This is a genomic window from Gordonia sputi NBRC 100414 (assembly GCF_000248055.1).
In the GTDB taxonomy this organism is placed as follows: Bacteria; Actinomycetota; Actinomycetes; order Mycobacteriales; family Mycobacteriaceae; genus Gordonia; species Gordonia sputi.
This window is the reverse complement of the sequence record NZ_BAFC01000101.1, coordinates 99,124-119,517: the sequence shown is the minus strand read 5'-3', so window position 1 is coordinate 119,517 and position 20,394 is coordinate 99,124. Positions and strand designations below refer to the sequence as shown.

Annotated in this window: 18 protein-coding genes and 1 pseudogene; 11 read left to right on the top strand and 8 right to left on the bottom strand. The window is 66.0% G+C overall.

Annotation, left to right across the window (positions count from 1 at the left end; all coding sequences use genetic code 11):
* Positions 1-375 precede the first annotated feature (375 nt).
* The 3 genes from GOSPT_RS16710 (at position 376) to GOSPT_RS16700 (ending at position 2,694) form a co-directional block, all read left to right on the top strand.
* On the top strand, positions 376-1,323 hold the full coding sequence (locus tag GOSPT_RS16710; protein ID WP_005207609.1) for a TtfA family protein: 948 nt from the start codon (positions 376-378) through the stop codon (positions 1,321-1,323).
* An 80-nt stretch (positions 1,324-1,403) separates the two neighbouring features.
* Positions 1,404-1,982, top strand: coding sequence for an orotate phosphoribosyltransferase (gene pyrE / locus GOSPT_RS16705; RefSeq protein WP_005207608.1), 579 nt, complete (start codon positions 1,404-1,406; stop codon positions 1,980-1,982).
* Between the two features lie 4 nt (positions 1,983-1,986).
* Positions 1,987-2,694, top strand: a complete 708-nt coding sequence (locus GOSPT_RS16700; protein WP_005207607.1) for a TrmH family RNA methyltransferase — start codon at positions 1,987-1,989, stop codon at positions 2,692-2,694.
* Positions 2,695-2,703: 9 nt separating this feature from the next.
* Here GOSPT_RS16700 and GOSPT_RS16695 read toward each other — a convergent pair whose 3' ends face one another.
* Positions 2,704-3,441 (bottom strand): DedA family protein, encoded by a 738-nt coding sequence (locus GOSPT_RS16695; protein WP_005207606.1) that lies wholly within the window; start codon positions 3,439-3,441, stop codon positions 2,704-2,706.
* Between the two features lie 137 nt (positions 3,442-3,578).
* A complete protein-coding gene (locus tag GOSPT_RS16690; protein ID WP_039856338.1) occupies positions 3,579-4,295 on the bottom strand; it encodes a VTT domain-containing protein in 717 nt (238 codons plus the stop codon).
* A 175-nt stretch (positions 4,296-4,470) separates the two neighbouring features.
* Here GOSPT_RS16690 and fbaA point away from each other — a divergent pair, with 175 nt between their 5' ends.
* Positions 4,471-5,505: a class II fructose-bisphosphate aldolase gene (gene fbaA / locus GOSPT_RS16685; RefSeq protein ID WP_005207604.1), complete on the top strand. Its 1,035-nt coding sequence runs from the start codon at positions 4,471-4,473 to the stop codon at positions 5,503-5,505.
* A gap of 185 nt (positions 5,506-5,690) precedes the next feature.
* On the opposite strand, the gene GOSPT_RS23270 is transcribed toward fbaA, so the two are convergent.
* Positions 5,691-6,029, bottom strand: coding sequence for a hypothetical protein (locus GOSPT_RS23270; RefSeq protein ID WP_005207603.1), 339 nt, complete (start codon positions 6,027-6,029; stop codon positions 5,691-5,693).
* A complete protein-coding gene (locus GOSPT_RS16680) occupies positions 6,026-8,389 on the bottom strand; it encodes an Rv0361 family membrane protein (RefSeq protein WP_005207602.1) in 2,364 nt (787 codons plus the stop codon). The genes GOSPT_RS23270 and GOSPT_RS16680 overlap by 4 nt, the downstream gene beginning before the upstream one ends.
* Before the next feature lie 253 nt (positions 8,390-8,642).
* Here GOSPT_RS16680 and GOSPT_RS16675 point away from each other — a divergent pair, with 253 nt between their 5' ends.
* Together GOSPT_RS16675 and GOSPT_RS16670 are read left to right on the top strand one after the other, a co-directional pair.
* Positions 8,643-9,110 (top strand): DUF3151 domain-containing protein, encoded by a 468-nt coding sequence (locus GOSPT_RS16675; RefSeq protein WP_039856335.1) that lies wholly within the window; start codon positions 8,643-8,645, stop codon positions 9,108-9,110.
* Entirely contained in the window at positions 9,107-10,222 is a 1,116-nt protein-coding gene (locus tag GOSPT_RS16670; RefSeq protein WP_005207600.1) for an FUSC family protein, read from the top strand. The genes GOSPT_RS16675 and GOSPT_RS16670 overlap by 4 nt, the downstream gene beginning before the upstream one ends.
* Positions 10,223-10,225: 3 nt before the next feature.
* Here GOSPT_RS16670 and GOSPT_RS16665 read toward each other — a convergent pair whose 3' ends face one another.
* Positions 10,226-10,642: a DUF2568 domain-containing protein gene (locus GOSPT_RS16665; RefSeq protein ID WP_005207599.1), complete on the bottom strand. Its 417-nt coding sequence runs from the start codon at positions 10,640-10,642 to the stop codon at positions 10,226-10,228.
* Between the two features lie 134 nt (positions 10,643-10,776).
* On the opposite strand from GOSPT_RS16665, the gene GOSPT_RS16660 reads away from it, so the two are divergent.
* Both GOSPT_RS16660 and GOSPT_RS16655 read left to right on the top strand, forming a co-directional pair.
* Positions 10,777-11,700 carry a cation diffusion facilitator family transporter gene (locus GOSPT_RS16660; protein WP_064904828.1) on the top strand — a complete coding sequence of 308 codons (924 nt, stop codon included), beginning with the start codon at positions 10,777-10,779 and terminating at the stop codon, positions 11,698-11,700.
* A gap of 75 nt (positions 11,701-11,775) precedes the next feature.
* Positions 11,776-12,576: a polysaccharide deacetylase family protein gene (locus GOSPT_RS16655; protein ID WP_005207594.1), complete on the top strand. Its 801-nt coding sequence runs from the start codon at positions 11,776-11,778 to the stop codon at positions 12,574-12,576.
* A 50-nt stretch (positions 12,577-12,626) separates the two neighbouring features.
* On the opposite strand, the gene GOSPT_RS16650 is transcribed toward GOSPT_RS16655, so the two are convergent.
* Positions 12,627-13,490, bottom strand: coding sequence for a site-2 protease family protein (locus tag GOSPT_RS16650; RefSeq protein WP_005207593.1), 864 nt, complete (start codon positions 13,488-13,490; stop codon positions 12,627-12,629).
* A gap of 10 nt (positions 13,491-13,500) precedes the next feature.
* On the bottom strand, positions 13,501-14,124 hold the full coding sequence (locus GOSPT_RS16645) for a hypothetical protein (protein ID WP_005207591.1): 624 nt from the start codon (positions 14,122-14,124) through the stop codon (positions 13,501-13,503).
* A 170-nt stretch (positions 14,125-14,294) separates the two neighbouring features.
* Between GOSPT_RS16645 and GOSPT_RS16640 the strand changes: the two genes are divergently transcribed.
* From GOSPT_RS16640 to GOSPT_RS16630, 3 genes and pseudogenes are all read left to right on the top strand, one after another.
* Positions 14,295-15,581 carry an adenylosuccinate synthase gene (locus tag GOSPT_RS16640; RefSeq protein WP_005207590.1) on the top strand — a complete coding sequence of 429 codons (1,287 nt, stop codon included), beginning with the start codon at positions 14,295-14,297 and terminating at the stop codon, positions 15,579-15,581.
* A gap of 215 nt (positions 15,582-15,796) precedes the next feature.
* Complete coding sequence (locus tag GOSPT_RS16635; RefSeq protein ID WP_005207589.1) at positions 15,797-17,140, top strand: NAD-dependent succinate-semialdehyde dehydrogenase; 1,344 nt, start codon at positions 15,797-15,799, stop codon at positions 17,138-17,140.
* Between the two features lie 26 nt (positions 17,141-17,166).
* Positions 17,167-18,714 (top strand): annotated as a pseudogene (locus GOSPT_RS16630) (adenylate/guanylate cyclase domain-containing protein).
* 3 nt (positions 18,715-18,717) lie between these two features.
* On the opposite strand, the gene GOSPT_RS16625 reads toward GOSPT_RS16630, so the two are convergent.
* Entirely contained in the window at positions 18,718-20,307 is a 1,590-nt protein-coding gene (locus tag GOSPT_RS16625; RefSeq protein WP_005207586.1) for a Na+/H+ antiporter, read from the bottom strand.
* Positions 20,308-20,394: the final 87 nt, after the last annotated feature.

Sequence of the window (20,394 nt, the reverse complement as noted above, 5' to 3'; positions counted from 1 at the left end):
GCTGGTTGAGCAGGCCGCGAGCGCAGCGAGCTGCCGTGTCGAAACCACGGTGCGCCTGTGTTGGTGGGCTGGGTCGGTGATCTCGACAAGCTCGATCAGCGGGGGTTGGCTCGATCGGCGGGTGATCTCGACAGGCTCGATCAGCGGTTGGGGCTCGATCGGCGGGTGATCTCGACAGGCTCGATCAGCGGACCGGGCTCGATCGGCGGGTGATCTCGACAAGCTCGATCAGCGGGGGTGGGCTCGATCGGCGGGTGATCTCGACAAGCTCGATCAGCGTTCGGGCTCGATCAGCGGGCGGGCTGCTCGATCGGCGGCGGGCGCGCGTGAGGCATTCTCGATCAGCGGTGCGGCCCTGAAGTAGGCTGTAGCGCGATGACCATCGTCTATTTCGTGATCGCAGCCGTGGCGCTGGCCGGTGCGGCGGCGCTGCTGTGGCTCGACCGCAAGCGTTCCAGCGGCACCCGCCACCAGCGTGCCGTGTGGGGTGATGCCCACGACTTCTCCTACCGTGCCTCAGATACCAAGCTACGCAAGGTGTTCCACCGCGCGACGATGAACGTTCCGGACAGTGTCGGAGTTCAGGATGTCGCATACGGAGTTTATGGCGGCGCCGAGGCCGTCGTCTTCGACCTCGACGACACGGCGACCGTCATCGCGGTCCGCCGCAATGCGCCGTCGAACGTGATCGTCGACCTACGCCACGAGGATGTGCTCGCGCCCGCGGAGGACGACGTCGAACTGCTCGGTGCGATGGGGCCGCGTGTCATGTTCTCCAACGACCTCGACGTCGCGCGACGGGTGTGTGACCGGAGGATGGTCGCGCTGGCCAACAACGCGCCGTCGTACGTCGAGGTGCTGTGGGACGAAGGCAACTGGGCGCTCGGTTCCATGCCGTTGACCGATGATGCGACCAAGCTCGACACGGGGCTCGAAGTGGTTCGACGCTTCGCTGACCTGCTGCGTGTGCTGCCGCCGGTGCAGGACCCGCAGGATCCGCCGGACCCGCGTGATCCGCACGGGCCGACGCGCGAAGAGTTCGCCGACGAGAAGACCGAGTCGATGCGCGACAAGGAGCGTCGGGCGCGCATTCAGGCGCAGGAGACGGCAGCTCCCGCGCCGCGCCGTCAACCTCCACCGCAGAATCAGCCACCCCAGGGTCAGCAGCCGCAAGCCCAGCCACCGCAGGGTGAGGCCGGGGCCAGGCGGGCTGCGTCGCCGACGACCGGTCGCGGCATGACCCCGATGCCGGTCCGACGATCGCGCACTGCACAGCCGTCCGAGACGGACGAGCGCCCCAATCGGCATCATCGTCGTGACTGAGCGTTTGACGCAGCTTTCGGGACACACGCAGCCATCGAGACATCCGACCGCGACGCACGAGCAGGAAGACTGAGCCGACTGTGACCTCCTCAACGCCCTCCGCATCCGCGACCCCCGAGGTGGACGGCGAGGCCCGCGCGGCGCTCGCGCGACTCGTCGCCGAACTGTCGGTGGTGCACGGCAAGGTGACGTTGTCGTCGGGACGTGAAGCCGACTACTACGTCGACCTGCGACGCGCCACGCTGCATCACGAGGCGTCGCCGTTGATCGGCAAGCTCATGCGGCAGCTCACCGCCGACTGGGGATACCAGGCGGTCGGCGGACTGACCTTGGGTGCCGACCCGGTTGCGACCGCGATCATGCACGCCCCGGGACGTCCCATCGACGCATTCGTGGTGCGCAAGGCCGCCAAGGCACACGGCATGCAGCGTCAGGTGGAGGGCCCCGACATCGAAGGCAAAGCGGTGCTGATCGTCGAGGACACCAGCACCACGGGTAATTCGCCTGCAACCGCTGTGGCGGCGGCGCGTGAGGCCGGAGCGGTCGTGGTGGGTGTCGCGACCGTCGTCGACCGTGCTACCGGAGCTGACGACGTGATCACGAAACTCGGTGTGCCGTACCGATCTCTGCTCGGCCTCGCCGACATCGGGCTTGCCTGAGGCGATGTCGACCGGCGGCACGTCGCCTGAGGGAACTGGTGCACCCGACGGATCGGACGTACCCGGACCCACCGAATGGCAGGCGAGACCCGCCGTCGGAGTGGGACCGTGGGACGTCGAACGGGATGGTCCGTTACCCGACGATCCGCGCTACGACCCGGAGTTGCTCGCCGAGGGCGACACCCGGAATGTCGTTGATGCATACCGGTATTGGCGTCGTGAGGCGATCGTCGACGACATCGATGCACGCCGACACCCGTTTCATGTGGCCATCGAGAACTTCGCGCACGACGCCAACATCGGGACCGTGGTGCGGACCGCGAACGCGTTTGCCGCGTCGGCGGTGCACATCGTCGGACGACGCCGCTGGAATCGTCGCGGAGCAATGGTGACAGACCGCTATCAGCATCTGCAGCACCATGATTCAGTGTCGGAGCTGATGACCTGGGCGCGCGAGAACGGTCTCGCAGTGGTCGCCGTCGACAACACTCCTGGCTCGGTACCGCTCGAAACCGCCGATCTCCCACGCGAATGCGTACTGCTCTTCGGTCAGGAGGGGCCAGGCGTCAGTGACGACGCGCAAGCGCAGGCGGATCTGACGGTGTCGATCGCGCAGTTCGGATCGACGCGAAGCATCAATGCGGGGGTGGCCGCCGGGATCGCGATGCACGCATGGATTCGGCAGCACGCCGACCTTGACGACGCGTGGTGACGCTCGGCGTCAGACGTTGTCGGGGGAGTGCGGATCGGCTGCAGCCGTCGCCTCGGAGGTCGCGACAGCATCGGTGGCAACCTTTTTCGCGGCGCGACGTCGGCGATACCACTCGATGAGCATCGGAGCGATCGACAGGATCACGATCAGGATGAAGATCGGCTCGATGAGCTTCTGCACCACCTCGAACCGGCCGAGCCAGTAGCCGAGCAGAACGATGCCGGCGCCCCAGACGATGGCTCCGATCACGTTGTAGAGCGCGAACACCGACCACCTCATGCGCGCGGCACCGGCGACGATCGGCGCGATGGTGCGCACGATGGGCACGAAGCGGGCCAGGAAGATGGTGATCGGGCCGTGCTTCTCGAAGAACTCCTGCGCCTCGATCAGGTAGCGCTCCTTGAGGAACCGGGCGTCGGGTTTGAACATCTCGGTCCCGATGAACCGGCCGATCCAATACCCCACCTGACCACCGAGGATCGCGGCGATCGGCACGAAGACCAACAGCTGCCACAGCGACGCGAACTGGTCGATGCCGTCCTTACCGCCTGCCGCGACCACCATGCCCGCGACGAACAGCAACGAGTCACCGGGGAGGACCGGGAACAGCACACCCGACTCGATGAAGACGACGAGTAGCAGCCCCCAGAACGCCCAGGCGCCGAACCAGCTCAGCACGTTGATGGGGTCGAGGATGCCGGGGAGAGCGACCACGGTGGTCGTATGGGCAAGCGCGGTGTCGATCACGGGTCACCAGGCTACTTGGCGAAGCTGTGCGAGAGCCAATGAGTGGCTGTCAGGGGGCCGAAGGGCCTCCTGCGGTGTCGGATTTGCGCTGCGCGGCGGCGTCGAATGCGCGCGCTACGCGGCGGCGGCAAATAGCGCTACGCGGCGTCGACCTTCTCTTCGACGACGGGTTGGCGGGAGCGTCGCCAGCGCTTGACGACCTCGGAGATGATCGGGAGCACCGAGACGAACACGATCAGCAGGAAGATCACGTCGACGTTGTCGCGAATGAACGAGATCTGGCCGAGGAAGTAGCCCAGGAGCGTCACGCCTGCACCCCAGACGACGGCGCCGATCGCGTTGTAGGCGAGGAACGTCGAGTAGCGCATCTTCGCAGCTCCGGCGACCAGTGGTGCGTAGGTGCGCACGATCGGCACGAAGCGCGCCAGGAAGATGGTGATGGGTCCGTGCTTCTCGAAGAAGTCATGCGCCTCGACGATGTAGGACTGCTTCAAGATGCGCGCGTCCGGCTTGAACAGGGAGTATCCGAGTCTGTTGCCGATGAGATAGCCGACCTGATCGCCGAGGAACGCCGCGATCGGAATGGTGACCAGGAGCACCCAGAGTGGCGCGAACGGCTCGATGTCGGCCGACTTCGCGGCCACGATCAGCCCCGCGGTGAACAACAGTGAGTCGCCCGGGAGTAGCGGGAAGAGCAGTCCTGACTCGATGAAGACCACCAACAGCAGTCCGGCGAGAATCCACGTGCCGAACGAGTTCAGCAGGTTGACCGGATCGAGGAAGCCGGGGAGCAGGGCGAGGTCGGTCGTTGCAGCGAGAGCAGGGGCTGTGGCGTCGAAAACAGAGGCGGTCACGGCTCCGAGGGTAGCGGAATCGGACAAAACACCCCATTCGCGTGTTGTCAGGCGTCGAACCGGAGGCTTCGCCCCAGGTGAGAGCGTCTTGCACACGCTGGAGTGGCACTTGCCATACTGAGAGGGACTCAACAGAGCTCGAAGTGTGAGATCCCACCCGGTTGGAGGACGTGACATGCCCATTGCAACCCCAGAGCAGTACGCCGAGATGTTCGCGAAGGCGAAGGAGGGTGGCTACGCATTTCCCGCGATCAACTGCACCTCGTCGTCGACGATCAACGCGGCCATCAAGGGTTTTGCCGATGCCGGGAGTGACGGCATCATCCAGTTCTCCACCGGTGGGGCGGAGTTCGGCTCGGGCCTCGGCGTCAAGGACATGGTGACCGGTGCGGTTGCGCTCGCCGAGTTCGCGCACGTGGTGGCAGCCAAGTACGACGTGACGATCGCGCTGCACACTGACCACTGTCCCAAGGACAAGCTCGACACCTACGTGCGTCCGCTGCTCGCCATCTCTCAGGAGCGCGTCGACGCCGGAAAGAATCCGCTGTTCCAGTCGCATATGTGGGACGGCAGCGCTGTGCCGATCGACGAGAACCTCGAGATCGCGCAGGAACTGCTCGTCAAGGCGGCTGCGGCGAAGATCATCCTCGAGGTCGAGATCGGCGTCGTCGGTGGTGAAGAAGACGGTGTCGAGGCGGAGATCAACGACAAGCTCTACACCTCGGCCGAGGACTTCGAGAAGACCGTCGACGCGCTCGGCGCAGGTGAGAAGGGCAAGTACCTGCTCGCCGCCACCTTCGGCAACGTGCACGGCGTCTACAAGCCGGGCAACGTGAAGCTGCGCCCCGACGTGCTCAAGCTGGGCCAGGACGTCGCGAGCAAGAAGCTCGGTCTGCCTGAGGGCTCCAAGCCGTTCGACTTCGTGTTCCACGGCGGATCGGGCTCGCTCAAGAGCGAGATCGAGGAAGCGCTCACGTACGGCGTCGTCAAGATGAACGTCGACACCGACACCCAGTACGCCTACACCCGACCGATCGCCGGGCACATGTTCAGCAACTACGACGGCGTGCTGAAGGTCGACGGCGAGGTCGGCAACAAGAAGGCCTACGACCCGCGCGTCTGGTCGAAGAAGGCTGAGACCAACATGTCCGAGCGCGTTGTCGAGGCATGCGACGACCTGAAGTCGAACGGCAAGTCGATCAGCGCCTGACGTTTCACGCCTGAACTTCGCACGCAGACCACCGCGCGCCCCCTCTCGGTTCGGGAGGGGGCGCGCGGTGCTTGTGTCGGAATGGCGGGAAAAGGGCGTGCTGGGTCGCGAGTTGCGGTTGCCCAGAGGCGCGGTATCCGAGCGCCTGGGCAACCGCAACAACGGGGCCTACGCGCTCAGTGCGCTCAGGACCAGATCAACCCGATGGCGACGGTCAAGGCCAACGCGGCCATGGCGATCGCCGCGCAGATCACTGCGGGGTCGGCTCGACGTTGCACCCGGACCCGCTGAGAGTGGACGCTCCGGGGAGCGGGGCGTCGTACAGGGACGTCGAGTTGCTTCGGATGGCCGAACGGTGTGGCGCCCGGCGCGTCGGCTGCCGGGACATAGGAGCGTCGCGCTGGTCGGGGCGTAACCCGCAGCGGCTGGGTCGTCGGACGGTGGACCGGCGCATGCCCACCCGGCACCCACCCTGTGCCGGGAATGTCGTCGCGTAGGGGACCTGGCGCCCTGCGACCGGTCACCGCGGCGTGCAGACCTTCCAGTCGCTGCCATCCTTCTGGAGATTGATGGTGACGGTCTGAGGCTCGTTGGGGTTGCTGGTTTGGTAGGCAGTCACCTCGACGACCGCCTTTGCCCCGTCGTCGGTCACCTTCGACGCCTTGATGTCTCCGGTGCGGACCAACTCGTTGCGCGCCTTCTGTGCCGAGTAGATCTTCTGGAAATCAGCGTCGGAGATGTTGGTGTAGAACTGATTCTCCTGACCGCACGTCACTGAGCGCAGCGTCGAGAGGTCGCCGTTGTAGAGGGCGGTGGAGAACTTCGACGCTGCGTCGGCAGCCTGGTCGGCTGCAGGCTTGGCGCGCGATGCGATAACGCCCCACACAACTCCCACGACGACCAGCGCCAGGACGACGAGCGCGCCGACCGTCAGCAGCAGACGACGGCTGGAGCCTTCCTTGCTCTTCGCAGTGGTCGTCGTCGACGTTCCGGCAGGTGGAATCACCTGTGGCTGGTGCGGCGTGGTCGACCAACCGGTCGACGTCGTGGGACGAGCCGTCGACGTTTGCGCAGTCTTCGCTGTGGACCCTGCTGCTGCAGCCGCTCCGACCGCGGCAGCTCCTGCGGCAGCCGCGCCACCGGCAACTGCGGCGCCCTTGCCGATGTTCACCTTGTCGGTGGTGCCCGTGTCGTCGGTGGTGGCTGTGTCTGTAGTGGCGCTGTCTGTCGGGGCGTCGGGCTTCTGTGCCTTCAGCGCGACGGTCTGCGCCTCGCCGTCGATGTGGCCTTCATCGTCAGCGGGTTCTTCGTCGGTGAGTTCCTCGTCGACAGACTCTTCGTCAACGCCCTCTTCATCGACAGAAGCGCTGTCGTCTTCTGTGGCTTCCGCGTCGGCCGACTCGTCGCTGTCGGTGCTCTCGGCGTCGGTTTCGGCCTCGGCCTGGGTCTCAGCCTCGGTCGCGGGCTCAGCCTCGGTCGCGGTCGATGTGTCGTCGACGTCGGCGGGTTCGACCTCGTCTTCGGCGCCTGTCTCGTCGTCGACGTCCGCGGCGTCGGACTCCGAAGTGGCTTCAGGCTCGGAAGTGGCGTCAGACTCGGAAGTAGTTGCAGCCGTAGGTGTTTCGTCGACGGGTTCGTCGTCGACGCTCAGGTCGCCCGCGTCCGTGGTCGCTTCGAAGGCTTCGAGGCGAGCTTCGGCGTCTTCCTTCTCGTGCTCGGTCTCGGCGGCGTCGACGGCTTCGGGATCGGCGGCATCGAGCTTCGCTTCGGACTCCGCCTCGGCACGGTCGGCAGCGATGGCGTCTGCGGTGTCGTCGGCGTCTTCGATCTCGGCGGCAGACGACTCGTCAGCGGCAGGGAACTCCGTGGCGTCGTCGGTTGCCTCGTCGCCCGCTTCCTCGTCCCCGACTGTATCTTCTGCTGCCTTCTCGTCGGTGTCGGTGTCGGTGTCGGTGTCGTCCGTATCGTGCGCCGCTACGGCAGCCGCGCCTGCGACTCCCGCTGCGACCGCGCCCGCCGCCGCGATCTTCCCCGCGTTGCCCTGACCGGCCTCTTCCGCGCTTTCTGTCTTCTCGGCGCCGCCGGCCTCTTCTGCCCTGTCTGTTTCCTCTGCGCTGTCTGTTTCCTCTGCGCTGTCCGTTTTCGCGGCACTGTCGGTCTCTTCGGTGCTGCCGGGCTCTTGAGTGCTGGCGGCGGACTCCTCAGCGGAGTCGGTGCCCGTGATGTCGACGTCGTCGAGGTCGGGCATGTCGCTGGTATCCGGCAGGTCGTCGCGCTTGATCACCGTGGTGTCGGTGGCGCTCGGCGACGCCGTGCCGGCAACCTTCACGACCGCGGGCTTGTGACCCTTGTCGTCCGAACCCTTGTCGTCCGAACTCGCGGCGTCGGAACTGTCGGTGTCAGTTGCTTCGGCTGCTTTGGCGTCGTCGGCCTCGGTGCCGCCCGCGAGGGGATCGATGTCGTCGAGGTCGTCGAGCGTGCTGGGATCGGGAAGCTGATCCCGCGAGATCACCTTTGTCGCGGAGTCGATGCCTCGACCTCCACGGGGCTTCGGGCCACTCGGGCGTGAATCCGTCCCCTGTGCGCCGCCGGCGCCCACCTCATCGACCTGAGACTTGTCCACAGATGATCCCGATTCCCCCGTTTGTGTATCCGTGACTGTTGTTGCCTCGGCGCCCGCCGATTCCTTCTTGCCCGCAGTCTCGCTCTTGCCCGCTGTCTCGCTGCGCGTCGACGTCCTCGCAGTGGACGCGGCCGGTGCTGAGTTCTTGGTCGGCGACGAGTAGATCCGGCTCGACGTCCCCTCCAGACGTTCGGCGGCCTTCTTGCGTATCACCGAGAAGGCTTTGGTGACAGCCGATTTCCGATCACCGGATTGAGGCATCGTCGATCACCATTCCTTCCTCGAGCAAGTGGATTCTGCCGCGCATCGCGGCGTCGTGGTCGTGCAGCGACCAAGTGCGCCATTCACCCTAGCGAATCGTCGTTGTCACGGGCATCCGGGCAGGGGATGAGCATCTGCGCAGACTACTACCGCCGGGCAGATGTCGCGGGGGCGTCGAGCGGCCGTGCCCCGACCGGCTCGGCGGGTCGACCGAAGCGGACACGGTGTCGTGGCTCGATGCTTGAATAGGGGTGTGACTTCCTTTGGAGACTTGCTGGGCCCGCAACCGACACTCCTCCCAGGAGACGACGAGGCCGAATCGGATCTGCTCAACGGCGCATCGCCCGCTGCTGTAGCCGCCGAACATCCCACGGCGTCGATCGCCTGGGCATATCTGGCGGAAGGTGCGTTGACTGCGGGTGGTGTCGGAGCCGACGGTGAGCCCGCAGGTGAACAAACGCCTGACGTCGACGCCGTGATCGCCGCCTACGCCTACGCGCGCACCGGGTACCACCGCGGGCTCGACCAACTGCGCCGCAACGGGTGGAAGGGATTCGGACCCGTTCCGTGGTCGCATGAGGGCAACCAGGGCTTCCTGCGCTGCGTCGGCGCGTTGGCCAGAGCTGCTCGAGTCGTCGGTGAGCGCGACGAGTACCTGCGCTGCCTCGACCTCCTGAACGAAAGCGACCCGACCGCGGCAGAACAACTCGGCCTGGTGTGACCGCAACGCTGCGTGCACGGGTCAGCGCCAGGGTCAACGCGCTCCCGCGCCCCCTGCGCACCCGCATTCGGCGGCTGTACCTTTCTCTGCAACCGATCGTGCAATGCTCGATCGCGGCGGGTCTGGCGTGGTGGATCGCTCTCGACCTACTGCATCACTCACGTCCGTTCTTTGCGCCGATCGCGGCTGTCATCTCGCTGGGGCTGTCACTCGGTCAGCGGTGGCGGCGCGCCGTCGAACTGGTCGTCGGCGTCTCCATCGGAATCCTGATCGGCGATCTGCTGATCTCGCGGATCGGCTCGGGGACCTGGCAGATCATGGTCGTCGTCGCACTCGCGATGGCGACAGCGGTGTTCCTCGACGACGGCCCGCTGATCCCGATGCAGGCGGCGTCGTCGGCCGTGCTGGTCGCGACGCTCCTGCCGCCTGGTCAGGCGGGCGGCTACTACCGCGCGTTCGACGCGCTGATCGGCGGACTTGTCGGCATCACCGTCGGCGCGCTACTTCCAACGAACCCGGCGGCGCGTGGGCGGCGTGATGCGGCCGGGATTCTGGCGACGATGCGCGACGCCGCGAAGACCCTCGCGGCGGGACTGCGTGTGGGCGACCCCGACGTGGTGTTCTCGGCGCTTGAGAGCGCGCGCGGAACACAGGCCGCGATCAACACGATGCGCTCGGACATGGGTGGCGGCAAAGAGATCAGCACCATCTCGCCGCTGTACTGGCGGCAGCGAATACGACTCCAGCGAATCGCCGCGACAGCGGACCCCATCGACAACGGGGTGCGCAACTTCCGGATCGTCGCACGGCGCGCGCTCGGGATGACGCAGCGCGGCGAGAAGCTCCGCCCCGAACTGATCGAGATCATCGACGACCTCGGCGACGCGTTCGAGACGCTGCGTCGAATGATGCTCGCCGACCCCGGCGAATCGCCCGACCCCGCCGACGCCGCGCGGGTACTGCGCACGATCGCGCGCAAGGCTCGCGCGGAGCTCGTCGCCGAGAGTGACATGAGTGAGACCGCGCTGCTGGCAGAGATACGTTCGCTGCTGATCGACCTGCTGATGGTGTGTGGTCTTCGACGCTCCTCCGCGCAGGCGACGCTGCGCTGAGCGTCAGGCCTTGCCGTCGATCGCGCGCTGCCCCAGAGCGAAGATCGGCACCGACACCGCGACGCAGCCGATCGCGCCGTCGACCCCGATCAGTGCGCTCGCCCCGGCCGCGGCGACGACGATGAGACAGACGCCGAGCGCGATGCGCGGGACCAGCCGAAGGCGGCGTCGTGCTTTCGGCGACATCCAGCGTCCCCACACGCCACCGATCACCGCGAGCGCGACAACGCCGAGCAGTACGCCTGCGGCGGGACCCGCGAATGCGGCGCCCCAGTGATAGCCGACGGCCACCGCCGCGGACCAGAGTGCGACCTCGACAGCGAAGACCAGCGCTCCCCAGGTGTAATCGCGCATGCCGGACAGTGGGCGAACTTCGACGCCGTGCTGTCCAGCACTTTCGAGAGCGGTGCTCTTGTTCATGCTTTGAGTGTGCGCCTGTGTGACTGAAAAACAAGAGCAGTGATCTCGTTTCGCCTGAAACGGCCTAGAAGTAGAGATTTAGGCGACCCTAATCCTTGTCATATATGCGAAAACATGCATATATTGGCGAGACCATGGGTCACTCGCATACACACACGCACTCACACGGCGCCGGCGCCGGCGCCGCGACGTCGAATCGGCGGATCTGGCCGATGGCCATCGCCGTGGTGATGATCGGGACGTACTTCGTCGTCGAGCTCAGCGTCGGAATCGCAGTCAACTCGCTGGCCTTGATCGCCGACGCCGGGCACATGCTGACCGACGTCGTCGCACTGTTGATGGGTCTTGTCGCTCTGTTGCTCGCGCGCCACGGATCGACGACGGCCGAGCGGAGCTTCGGGTGGCACCGCGCCGAGGTCTTCACCGCGGTGGCCAATGCGGTGCTGCTGATCGGTGTTGCCGTCTTCGTGTTGTACGAGGCGATTCGACGCATCGGCTCTGATCCGGAAGTGCCCGGGCTGACGCTCATCGTGGTGGCGTTGGTCGGCCTGGCCGTCAACGTCGCGATGATGCTGCTGCTGCGTGCCGACTCCAAGGAGTCGATCGCGGTGCGCGGCGCGTACATGGAGGTATTGGCCGACGCCGTCGGAAGCGTCGGCGTGTTGGTCGCGGGCATCGTGACGATGACAACAGGTTGGGGCTATGCCGATATCGTGGTCGCGGTCCTGATCGCGATCTGGGTGGTACCCCGCGCGGTGCGTCTGGCCCGCGATGCCCTGCGCATTCTCAACCAGCAGGCACCCGACCACATCGACGTCGACGCTCTCGAGCACGAGCTCGCCGCTATCCCCGAGGTCCACGACGTCCACGACCTGCACGTCTGGTCACTGACCACCGGAATGGACGTCGCGACAGTGCATCTGGCGAGCAACTGTCCCAACGACGAGGTGCTCCCGCAGGCGCGCGCCGTGCTGGCCCGTCACGGCCTCACCCACGCCACGATTCAGGTCGATCCGGACCAAGCGGGCAAACGCTGCCGCGACGATATGGGCTGGTAACGCGACACACTCGATCGCGTCGCCCGTACGCCACCTTGGTGGGCTATCTTCACAGCCGTGAGACGTCGGGGGTTCATGACCTTCTTGGCTGCAGGGTTAGTCACTGCACTCGGGGGATGCGCGACAGCGCGTGTCGATGCGACGGCGCCGACGGCGTTGCCGTCGACCAACCCGATGTCGCCGACTCCGAAACCGGTTGCGCAGACACAGGTTCCGCAGGTGCCACCACCCGACGTCGCGCGCAAGGTTCCGATCCCCGCGGGAACACTGACCGGATTGCCCGGTACGGGAAGACATCTCGCGCTGACCGTCGACGACGGCGCTAGTTCCGAGGTCGTCGGAGCGTACATCCGATTCGCGCGCGACACCGGCGCCCGGTTCACCTTCTTCGTCACCGGCGGCTTCGACTCCTGGACCGACCACAAAGCCGAGCTACGGCCGCTCGTCGAATCCGGTCAGATCCAACTCGGCAACCACACGTGGACCCACGCCGATCTCACGTCGTTGTCGACCGAGGGCGTCGCCGATGAGCTGTCGCGGTGTAAGCGATTCCTGCGCAACATATTCGGCGTCGACGGCACTCCGTTCTTTCGCCCGCCGTACGGCTACCACAACGAGACGGTCGACGCCGTGGCCGCCGACCTCGGATACACGACACCCGTGCTGTGGTTCGGGTCGCTCTCGGACTCGGGATTGATCACCGAGCGCTACCTGGTGCAGTGTGCGCGGCAGTACTTCCATCCGCAGACCGTGATCATCGGCCACGCCAACCATCCGCCGGTGACCCACGTGTATCCGACGCTGGTGGAGATCATCCGCGAGCGTCGACTCAACATGGTCACGCTCGACGACTACTTCGTCACGCGCAGGGCGTGAATTGCGGAGCGGCCCTCCGGGGCTGCCAGAACATCAAGTCCGTCGGTAGATCACGTCCGCCAGAACATGAAGACGTTCCAGCCCTGGATCGCGAGATTCGATGGCACGCCGGACAATTCGAACAGCCAGCGGATGAGGTCGAAGAAGGCGGCGTTCAGTTGGGGAATGAACAGTAGCGCGAACACGATCAGGAATCCGTAGGGTGCGATCTTGGCGGCGTTCGCGCGTGCCTGCTGCGACAGGTACGGCTCGATGGCGTTGTAGCCGTCGAAACCCGGCATCGGAATCAGGTTCAGCACGGCCGCGGTGATCTGCAAGAAGGCGAGCATCGCCAGTGCCGCCCACAGATTGATGCCGTCGACGGCGAGAATCATCCCCGACATCAGGCCCGAGTGGAGGGGGATGTAGGCGTCGGGTGCCGCGATCCGGATGACGAGCAACAGGATCGCCGCGAGCAGGATGTTCATCGCGGGCCCTGCGAGTGAAACCAGCGTCTTCTGGCGGTTGGTCATGCCGCGTTCGTCGAGATATACAGCGCCGCCGGGGAATCCGATACCGCCGAGCAGGATGATCAACAGCGGTAGGCCGAGTGACAGCCCCGGATGCGTGTAGCGCATCGGATTGAGCGTGAGGTAGCCGCGCAGTTCGGCATTGCGATCGCCGAACCGGAACGCTGTGACGGCGTGGCCGAATTCGTGCAGGCACAGTGAGATGACCCAGCCGGCGAGCACCAACAGCAGGGTGCCGCCGATCGACGTCGCGTTGCGGCCGGGGTCCGAGACCGCGCACATCCAGCCACCGAGCACGGCGACGGCGATGAACGCGAAGAACAACCAGCCCGGTCGTATCGCGCGGGCGATCTCGCCGGGACGGGGATGCTTCGGCCGATCTGCGGCCCATGCATTCTCTGTCATGAGTGCACCGTCATGGGTGGACCAGCTTCCAGTCGATATGATGGCGGTAGAACGTCGACCGCTTCACGGTCCGCTCGGTCAGCACACCTTCACGCTCGACGACGAGATTGCTTCCGCCGGTCTGCGCCGCGCGCCCGACGTGCCAGGCGCCCGGCCGGAGCGGACGTTCGACGCGCGCGCGTACGCCCGGTGCCTCACGGGTCGGTTCGATCCGCACGCCGCGTACCGAACCGGTGAACAGTCGGGCGTCGTCGACGTAGCTCTCGCCGTGCAGCTTTGCGCCCTCGGCGCCGAGGTGACGTGCGCTGCCGACGAGGACGGTGGCGGCGTCGTCGCGGATCAGTGGTAGGGCGTGAGCGTCGCCGTCGCGGGCGAGGTCGACGCTCGCCTGTCCGTGCGGTAGGCCGTAGCGCCGGGTTGCCGGGGTGGCGTAGCTCGGCGTGTAGGCGACCTCGACGTCGAGTCGTTCGGAGATCATCAGGATCGCCACCACCTCGGCGAGCAGCACGTCGGGGTATGCGCAGTCGCCGGGTTCGACGATCAGCCGGCTCGGTGCGTCGGAAAGCGCGCCTTCGACGACTCGCCGTACCGCCTTGCGGGTCGGTGGCGACTGCCGGGCGTCGTCGACGATCACCGTCCCCGAAAAAACGGCTTCAGACGAGATAACTGCATGGGACACGCCGACGAGCGTAGTCGGGCCGCAACGTCGATGTCGGGGCGTCGGCCAAGGGTTCTGCCCGGTCAGCAAGTAGGGTAGGTCCGTTACGGCGCGTTCCGCATGCGCGCGGCTAAGGAGTAGGGGACATGGCAGCGATCGTGCTTATCGGCGCCCAATGGGGCGACGAGGGCAAGGGCAAGGCGACCGATCTACTCGGCGAGAAGCTGCAGTGGGTCGTCCGCTACCAGGGCGGCAACAACGCGGGTCACACCGTCGTTCTCCCGAATGGTGAGACGTTCGCCCTGCACCTGATCCCCTCGGGCATCCTCACGCCGGGCGTCAACAACGTCATCGGCAACGGCGTCGTCGTCGACCCCGGGGTTCTGCTCACCGAGCTGAGCGGCCTCGAGGACCGCGACGTCGACACCACCGGCCTGATGATCTCGGCCGACGCGCACCTGCTGATGCCCTATCACGTGGCGATCGACAAGGTCACCGAGCGGTTCCTCGGAAACAAGAAGATCGGCACGACGGGCCGCGGCATCGGGCCCTGCTACCAAGACAAGATCGCGCGCGTCGGCGTGCGTGCGGCCGACGTCCTCGACGAGAAGATCTTCGCGCAGAAGGTCGAGGCCGCGCTCGAACTCAAGAACCAGATCCTGGTCAAGATCTACAACCGTCGCGCACTCGAACCCGCGCAGGTCGTCGACGAGGTCCTCACCCAGGCCGAGGGCTTCAAGCATCGCATCGCCAATACGCAGCTCCTGCTGAACCAGGCGCTCGAACGTGGCGAGACGGTGCTGCTCGAGGGCTCGCAGGGCACGCTGCTCGACGTCGACCACGGCACGTATCCCTACGTGACGTCGTCGAATCCGACGGCAGGCGGCGCCGCTGTCGGGTCGGGTATCGGACCGAACAAGATCACCACGGTGCTCGGCATTTTGAAGGCCTACACCACGCGCGTCGGCTCGGGTCCGTTCCCGACCGAGTTGTTCGACGAGTGGGGCGAGTACCTCGCGAAGACCGGCGGCGAGGTCGGTGTGACCACCGGCCGCGCCCGCCGTTGCGGTTGGTTCGACGCCGTGATCGCCCGCTACGCGACGCGCATCAACGGCATCACCGACTACTTCCTGACCAAGCTCGACGTGCTCTCCAGCCTCGACCGCGTCCCGATCTGCGTGGCCTATGAGGTCGACGGCGAGCGCGTCGACGAGATGCCGATGACCCAGACCGGCTTCCATCACGCCAAGCCGGTCTACGAGTACATGCCCGGCTGGTGGGAGGACATCTCACAGTGCAAGACGTTCGACGACCTGCCGAAGACCGCCCAGGACTACGTGTTGCGGCTCGAGGAGCTCTCGGGTGCGCACATCTCGTGCATCGGCGTCGGCCCCGGCCGTGACCAGACGATCGTCCGTCGGGCCATCATCTGACGAGCGCGGGTGAGCAGAAGAGCCGGACTGTGCGGAATCCGTCACCAACGGACGCGGGTTTCGCCGAAAAGTGAACTGCTTGAGTGAGAATGTTGCGGATTCCGCAACGTAAGCGCCCTAGAATTGTCGATTCACTCAGCGCGCGACCTCGTCGACTACTACATTCGTAGATGAAGTCGGCCGAGCGGCCGTGCGTGCAGACGAGGAGAATCGCAATGAGCTTGTACCAAGTCGTCGACCCCGCGACCGGCGACGTCGTCAAGGAGTACCCGACCGCCACCGATGAGCAGGTCGAGGCGGCGATCACCGCGGCGTCGGATGCGTTCACGACGTGGTCGAAGAACTCGACGGTCGCCGAGCGGGCCGCACTGATCCGACGCGTCGGCGAACTGCACACCGAGCGCAAGGACGAGCTGGCCAAGATCATCGTCCGCGAGATGGGCAAGCCGTACGACCAGTCCGTCGGCGAGGTCGAGTTCAGCGCCGCGATCTACGAGTACTACGCCGACAATGCCGAGAAGTTCCTCGCAGACGAGCCGATCGCGCTGCTCGAGGGCGAGGGGTCGGCGTTCATTCGACGCAGCGCTGTCGGTGTGCTGCTCGGCATCATGCCGTGGAACTACCCCTACTATCAGGTCGCGCGTTTCGCCGGTCCAAACCTGGTGCTGGGCAACACAATTGTGCTCAAACACGCCCCGCAGTGCCCCGAATCGGCTGCCGCTCTGCAACAGATCTTCCTCGACGCCGGGTACCCGGCCGGCGCGTACGTGAACGTCTACGCCACCAATGAGCAGATCGCCGAGGCGATCGCCGACCCGCGTGTGCAGGGGGTCTCGCTGACCGGATCGGAGCGCGCAGGTGCTGCCGTCGCAGAGGTCGCGGGTCGCAACCTGAAGAAGGTCGTCCTCGAACTCGGCGGGTCGGATCCGTTCATCCTGCTGTCCACCGACGACCTCGACGCAACGGTGTCGGCCGCGATCGACGGACGATTCGAGAACACCGGACAGGCGTGCAACGCCGCGAAGCGCTTCATCGTCGACGAGAGCGTCTACGACGACTTCATCGTCAAGTTCACCGAGAAGGTCAAGGCCGCAGGGGAGGGGCTGGCTCCGCTCTCGTCGGTTGCTGCCGCCGAGCGTCTCGAGGAGCAGGTGAACTCGGTGGTTGCCACCGGTGCGAGCCTCGAATCGGCAGGAGAACGCAAGGGTGCCTACTTCCCGCCCGGCGTGCTGACCGGCGTCGACCCCGACTCGATCGTCGCCAAGCAGGAGCTGTTCGGCCCGATCGCGACCGTCTACAAGGTCTCGGGTGAAGACGCCGCCGTCGCACTGGCCAACGACACTCCCTTCGGTCTGGGGTCGTACGTCTTCACCACCGATGCCGACCAGGCGCTACGCGTCGCCGACAAGATCGAGGCCGGGATGGTCTTCGTCAACGCCGTCGGCGCCGAGGGGGCGGAGTTGCCGTTCGGTGGCGTGAAGCGTTCGGGCTTCGGTCGCGAACTCGGACGTTTCGGCATCGACGAGTTCGTCAACAAGAAGATGATCCGGATCAGCTGACTCGCTGCCTGTGACACAGTAGGTGGATGATCCGCGGCAGGGGGGAACGCGACTACGGCTCGGTCCTGCTCGGGTCGGCGAGCGACGGTCCGACCAAACGGCGCGTTCGTATCCAGACGATCCTCACCGGGTCCATCGTCCTCTCCAATTTCGTCGGTGCTGTCGTCACCATCTCGCTGTCGTCCGTCGGCATCCCCGAACCGTCGACGTTCGCGCCGGAGATGTGGTGGATCAACTACATCGCGGTGCCGATCTACGTGGCGCTCGCGTTCGTCATCGGAATCGGTTGGGGTACCTACACCATCACCCGCGACCTGCGGTGGGCGATTCGACGACAGCCACCGACCAAGTCCGACGCACGCCGGACGAGGCGCGTCGCGGGCAGGCTGCTGCGACTACAGGCCGCGCTCTGGCTCGGAGCGGTCGTGATGTTCACCATCATGTACGGGATCCAGAGCCCGATGCTCATCCCGAAGATGTTCTTCGTCATCGGGTTGTCGGGTGCCGTGGTCGTCGGTGTCACGTACCTGTTGATCGAGCTCGCGCTGCGACCGGTATCCGCGGATCTGATCAGTGCGGGTTACCGACGTCGCAAGCGTTCGGGCGTGCTGTCTCGCGCGGTGGTCGCGTGGATCGTCGGGTCGGCGACGCCCATCGTCGGCATCCTGCTTCTGGTGTCATTCGGGGCGTTCCGCAAGGACACCAGCAAGCTCGACCTCTTCGTCGGAGTCTTCGTGCTCGCGGTGATCTCACTCGGTACCGGACTACTCCTGACGTGGCTGACCACGACGAGTGTCACCGGTCCGCTGCGGAGTGTCCGCAACGGGATGAACAAGGTGTAGGCGGGCAATGTCGACGTCGACCTCGTCGTCTACGACGGCACCGAACTCGGCGACCTGCAGGTGGGCTTCAACTCGATGGTCAGTGGCCTGCGTGAGCGCGAGCGGATGCGAGATCTGTTCGGCCGCCACGTGGGTCGTGAGGTGGCCGAAGCGGCGTTGAGCTCCGACCCCGCACTCGGCGGAACCGAACGCACGGTCGCGGCTCTGTTCGTCGACGTGATCGGTTCGACGACGCTGGCCGCGCAACGATCTCCGACGGAGGTGGTCGAGATCTTGAACCGCTTCTTCGCGGTGATCGTGCGGGCCGTCGAGCAACAGCGCGGACTGGTCAACAAGTTCGAGGGCGACGCCGTGCTCGCCATCTTCGGGGCACCGATCGACCTCGACGACGCCGCGGGCGCCGCGCTGTGTACCGCCCGCGAGATCGCTCGGGAACTCGAGCGTCGGGTACCAGAACTCTCCGCGGGCATCGGCGTCGGATTCGGGCCTGCGGTCGCCGGCAACGTCGGGGCGATCGAGCGCTTCGAGTACACGATCATCGGCGACCCGGTCAACGAGAGCGCCCGACTTTCCGAACTCGCCAAGCGAGATCCACGTCGTCCGTTGGCATCCGGGCGAACCGTCGACGTCGCGAACCCACAGGAAGCGGCGCACTGGGAGGAGCAGGAGACGACGTCGCTGCGCGGACGCACCGAGGAGACGCGCGTCTACGCCGCGGTGGTCGACGACTGACCGTTACGCCTCGCGGTCGTTGGTGCCCTCGGCGAAGTCGAGACGACGCAGCGCGGTACGCAGCACCTCGTCGTCGATGTGCCCGGCGTCGCGCTCGTCGATGAAGACCTTTCGTTGGATCGCAAGCATCTTGCTGCGCATGCGGTTTCCGGCTGCCGTCGGACTCTCGCCGATGTCCTCGGGGCCGCGCCCGAGCTCTTCCCATGCCGTATTGCGTTGTGTGGTAATCCATTTGCGCAGCATCGCCACCTGGAGATGTCGCGGGTCGTGATCGCCGATGTCTGATGCCATCGTGTCGAGGTAGGCCTCGGCCTCCCGTGATGCCCGATCCTGTGCTGCTGCGTATGCGAGCCGGTCGGTCGCGTCGTCGTTGTCGCAGACACCGAGACGTCGGATCACCCACGGCAGGCTGACACCCTGGATCAGCAGGGTGCCGACGACCACCACGAAGGTCAGGAACAGAATCTCCGCGCGGGCGGGGAACGGTTCGCCCGACTCCGTTGTCAGGGGGATGGAGAACGCCGCGGCCAGAGAGACGACGCCGCGCATGCCCGACCACCCGACGACGAACAGCCACGACGGTTTGGGCGGAGGTTCTCGTCGTCGAACTCCCGGCAGCAGTCGGGACGCATACGTGAACAGGTACACCCATGCGAAGCGCACAAGGATCGTGGCGATCAGGACCATTGCGGCGTCGAATGCGATGTGGAGCCAGGATTGCCCTGCGAGTCCGCGAATGAGATCGGGCAACTGCAGGCCGATCAGCAGGAAGACGAACGCCTCGAGGAGTGCGTCGATCGATTTGCGGACGGCTTCGTCCTGAAGTCGTGTCGCGTAGCCGACGCGCACCGACCGCTGCCCGATGAACAGCCCCGCGACGACGACGGCGATCACGCCGGAGGTGTGCAGTTCCTCCGCGACGAAGTAGGTCGCGAACGGCACCATGAGCCCGATGGCCGTCTCGATCGTCGGGTCGCTCAGCCAGTCGCGGACGCGAAACACGAGGTAGCCGATCAGCAGGCCGATGACGACACCTCCGATCGCCGCGAGCAGGAACGTCTCGATGCCGTCCCACACCGACGTCGTCGCACCGACCGCGGCAGCGAGTGCCACCCGGAGTGCGGTGAGCGCTGTCGCGTCGTTGAGCAGACTCTCGCCGCCGAGAAGGGTCATGATCCGCCGCGGAAGCCCGACCCTGCGCCCGATCGCCTGGGCAGAGACCGCATCGGGCGGCGCGACGATGGCACCGAGGACCAGCGCGGCGGCCAGCGGCAGATGCGGCACCGACGCGTACGCCACAAGGCCGACGACCACCGCGGTGGCGAGCGGAAGACCGATGGCCAGCATGCCGATGGCACGACGATTCGCGCGGATCTCCTGGTAAGAGCTGTCCTGCGCCGCGGAGTAGAGCAGTGGCGGCAGAATGACGAACAGGACGAAATCGGGGTCGAGTTCGGCCGCCGACAGGCCCGGTATCCACCCGATCGCCAGCCCGGCGAGGACCAGAACCAGGGGCGCCGACAGGTTGTAGTGCCGTGACAGCGCCGCGATCACCACCGACAGCACCCCGACCAGCAGAAGAGAAGCGCTCACTGCGCAAACCTAGCCCGAGTTCGAGACTTTGACGCGATCATCAAGTCGCCGGGTGTCCCCGGCGATGGCGTCGGGGATAATAGGTGG

Excerpts from the sequence above, each read along its gene's own strand:
- GOSPT_RS16710 (WP_005207609.1), top strand. The coding sequence starts at position 376 with ATGACCATCGTCTATTTCGTGATCGCAGCCGTGGCGCTGGCCGGTGCG.
- GOSPT_RS16700 (WP_005207607.1), top strand. The coding sequence starts at position 1,987 with ATGTCGACCGGCGGCACGTCGCCTGAGGGAACTGGTGCACCCGACGGA.
- fbaA (WP_005207604.1), top strand. The coding sequence starts at position 4,471 with ATGCCCATTGCAACCCCAGAGCAGTACGCCGAGATGTTCGCGAAGGCG.
- GOSPT_RS16680 (WP_005207602.1), bottom strand. The coding sequence starts at position 8,389 with ATGCCTCAATCCGGTGATCGGAAATCGGCTGTCACCAAAGCCTTCTCG.
- GOSPT_RS16665 (WP_005207599.1), bottom strand. The coding sequence starts at position 10,642 with ATGAACAAGAGCACCGCTCTCGAAAGTGCTGGACAGCACGGCGTCGAA.
- GOSPT_RS16660 (WP_064904828.1), top strand. The coding sequence starts at position 10,777 with ATGGGTCACTCGCATACACACACGCACTCACACGGCGCCGGCGCCGGC.
- GOSPT_RS16655 (WP_005207594.1), top strand. The coding sequence starts at position 11,776 with ATGACCTTCTTGGCTGCAGGGTTAGTCACTGCACTCGGGGGATGCGCG.
- GOSPT_RS16650 (WP_005207593.1), bottom strand. The coding sequence starts at position 13,490 with ATGACAGAGAATGCATGGGCCGCAGATCGGCCGAAGCATCCCCGTCCC.
- GOSPT_RS16640 (WP_005207590.1), top strand. The coding sequence starts at position 14,295 with ATGGCAGCGATCGTGCTTATCGGCGCCCAATGGGGCGACGAGGGCAAG.
- GOSPT_RS16635 (WP_005207589.1), top strand. The coding sequence starts at position 15,797 with ATGAGCTTGTACCAAGTCGTCGACCCCGCGACCGGCGACGTCGTCAAG.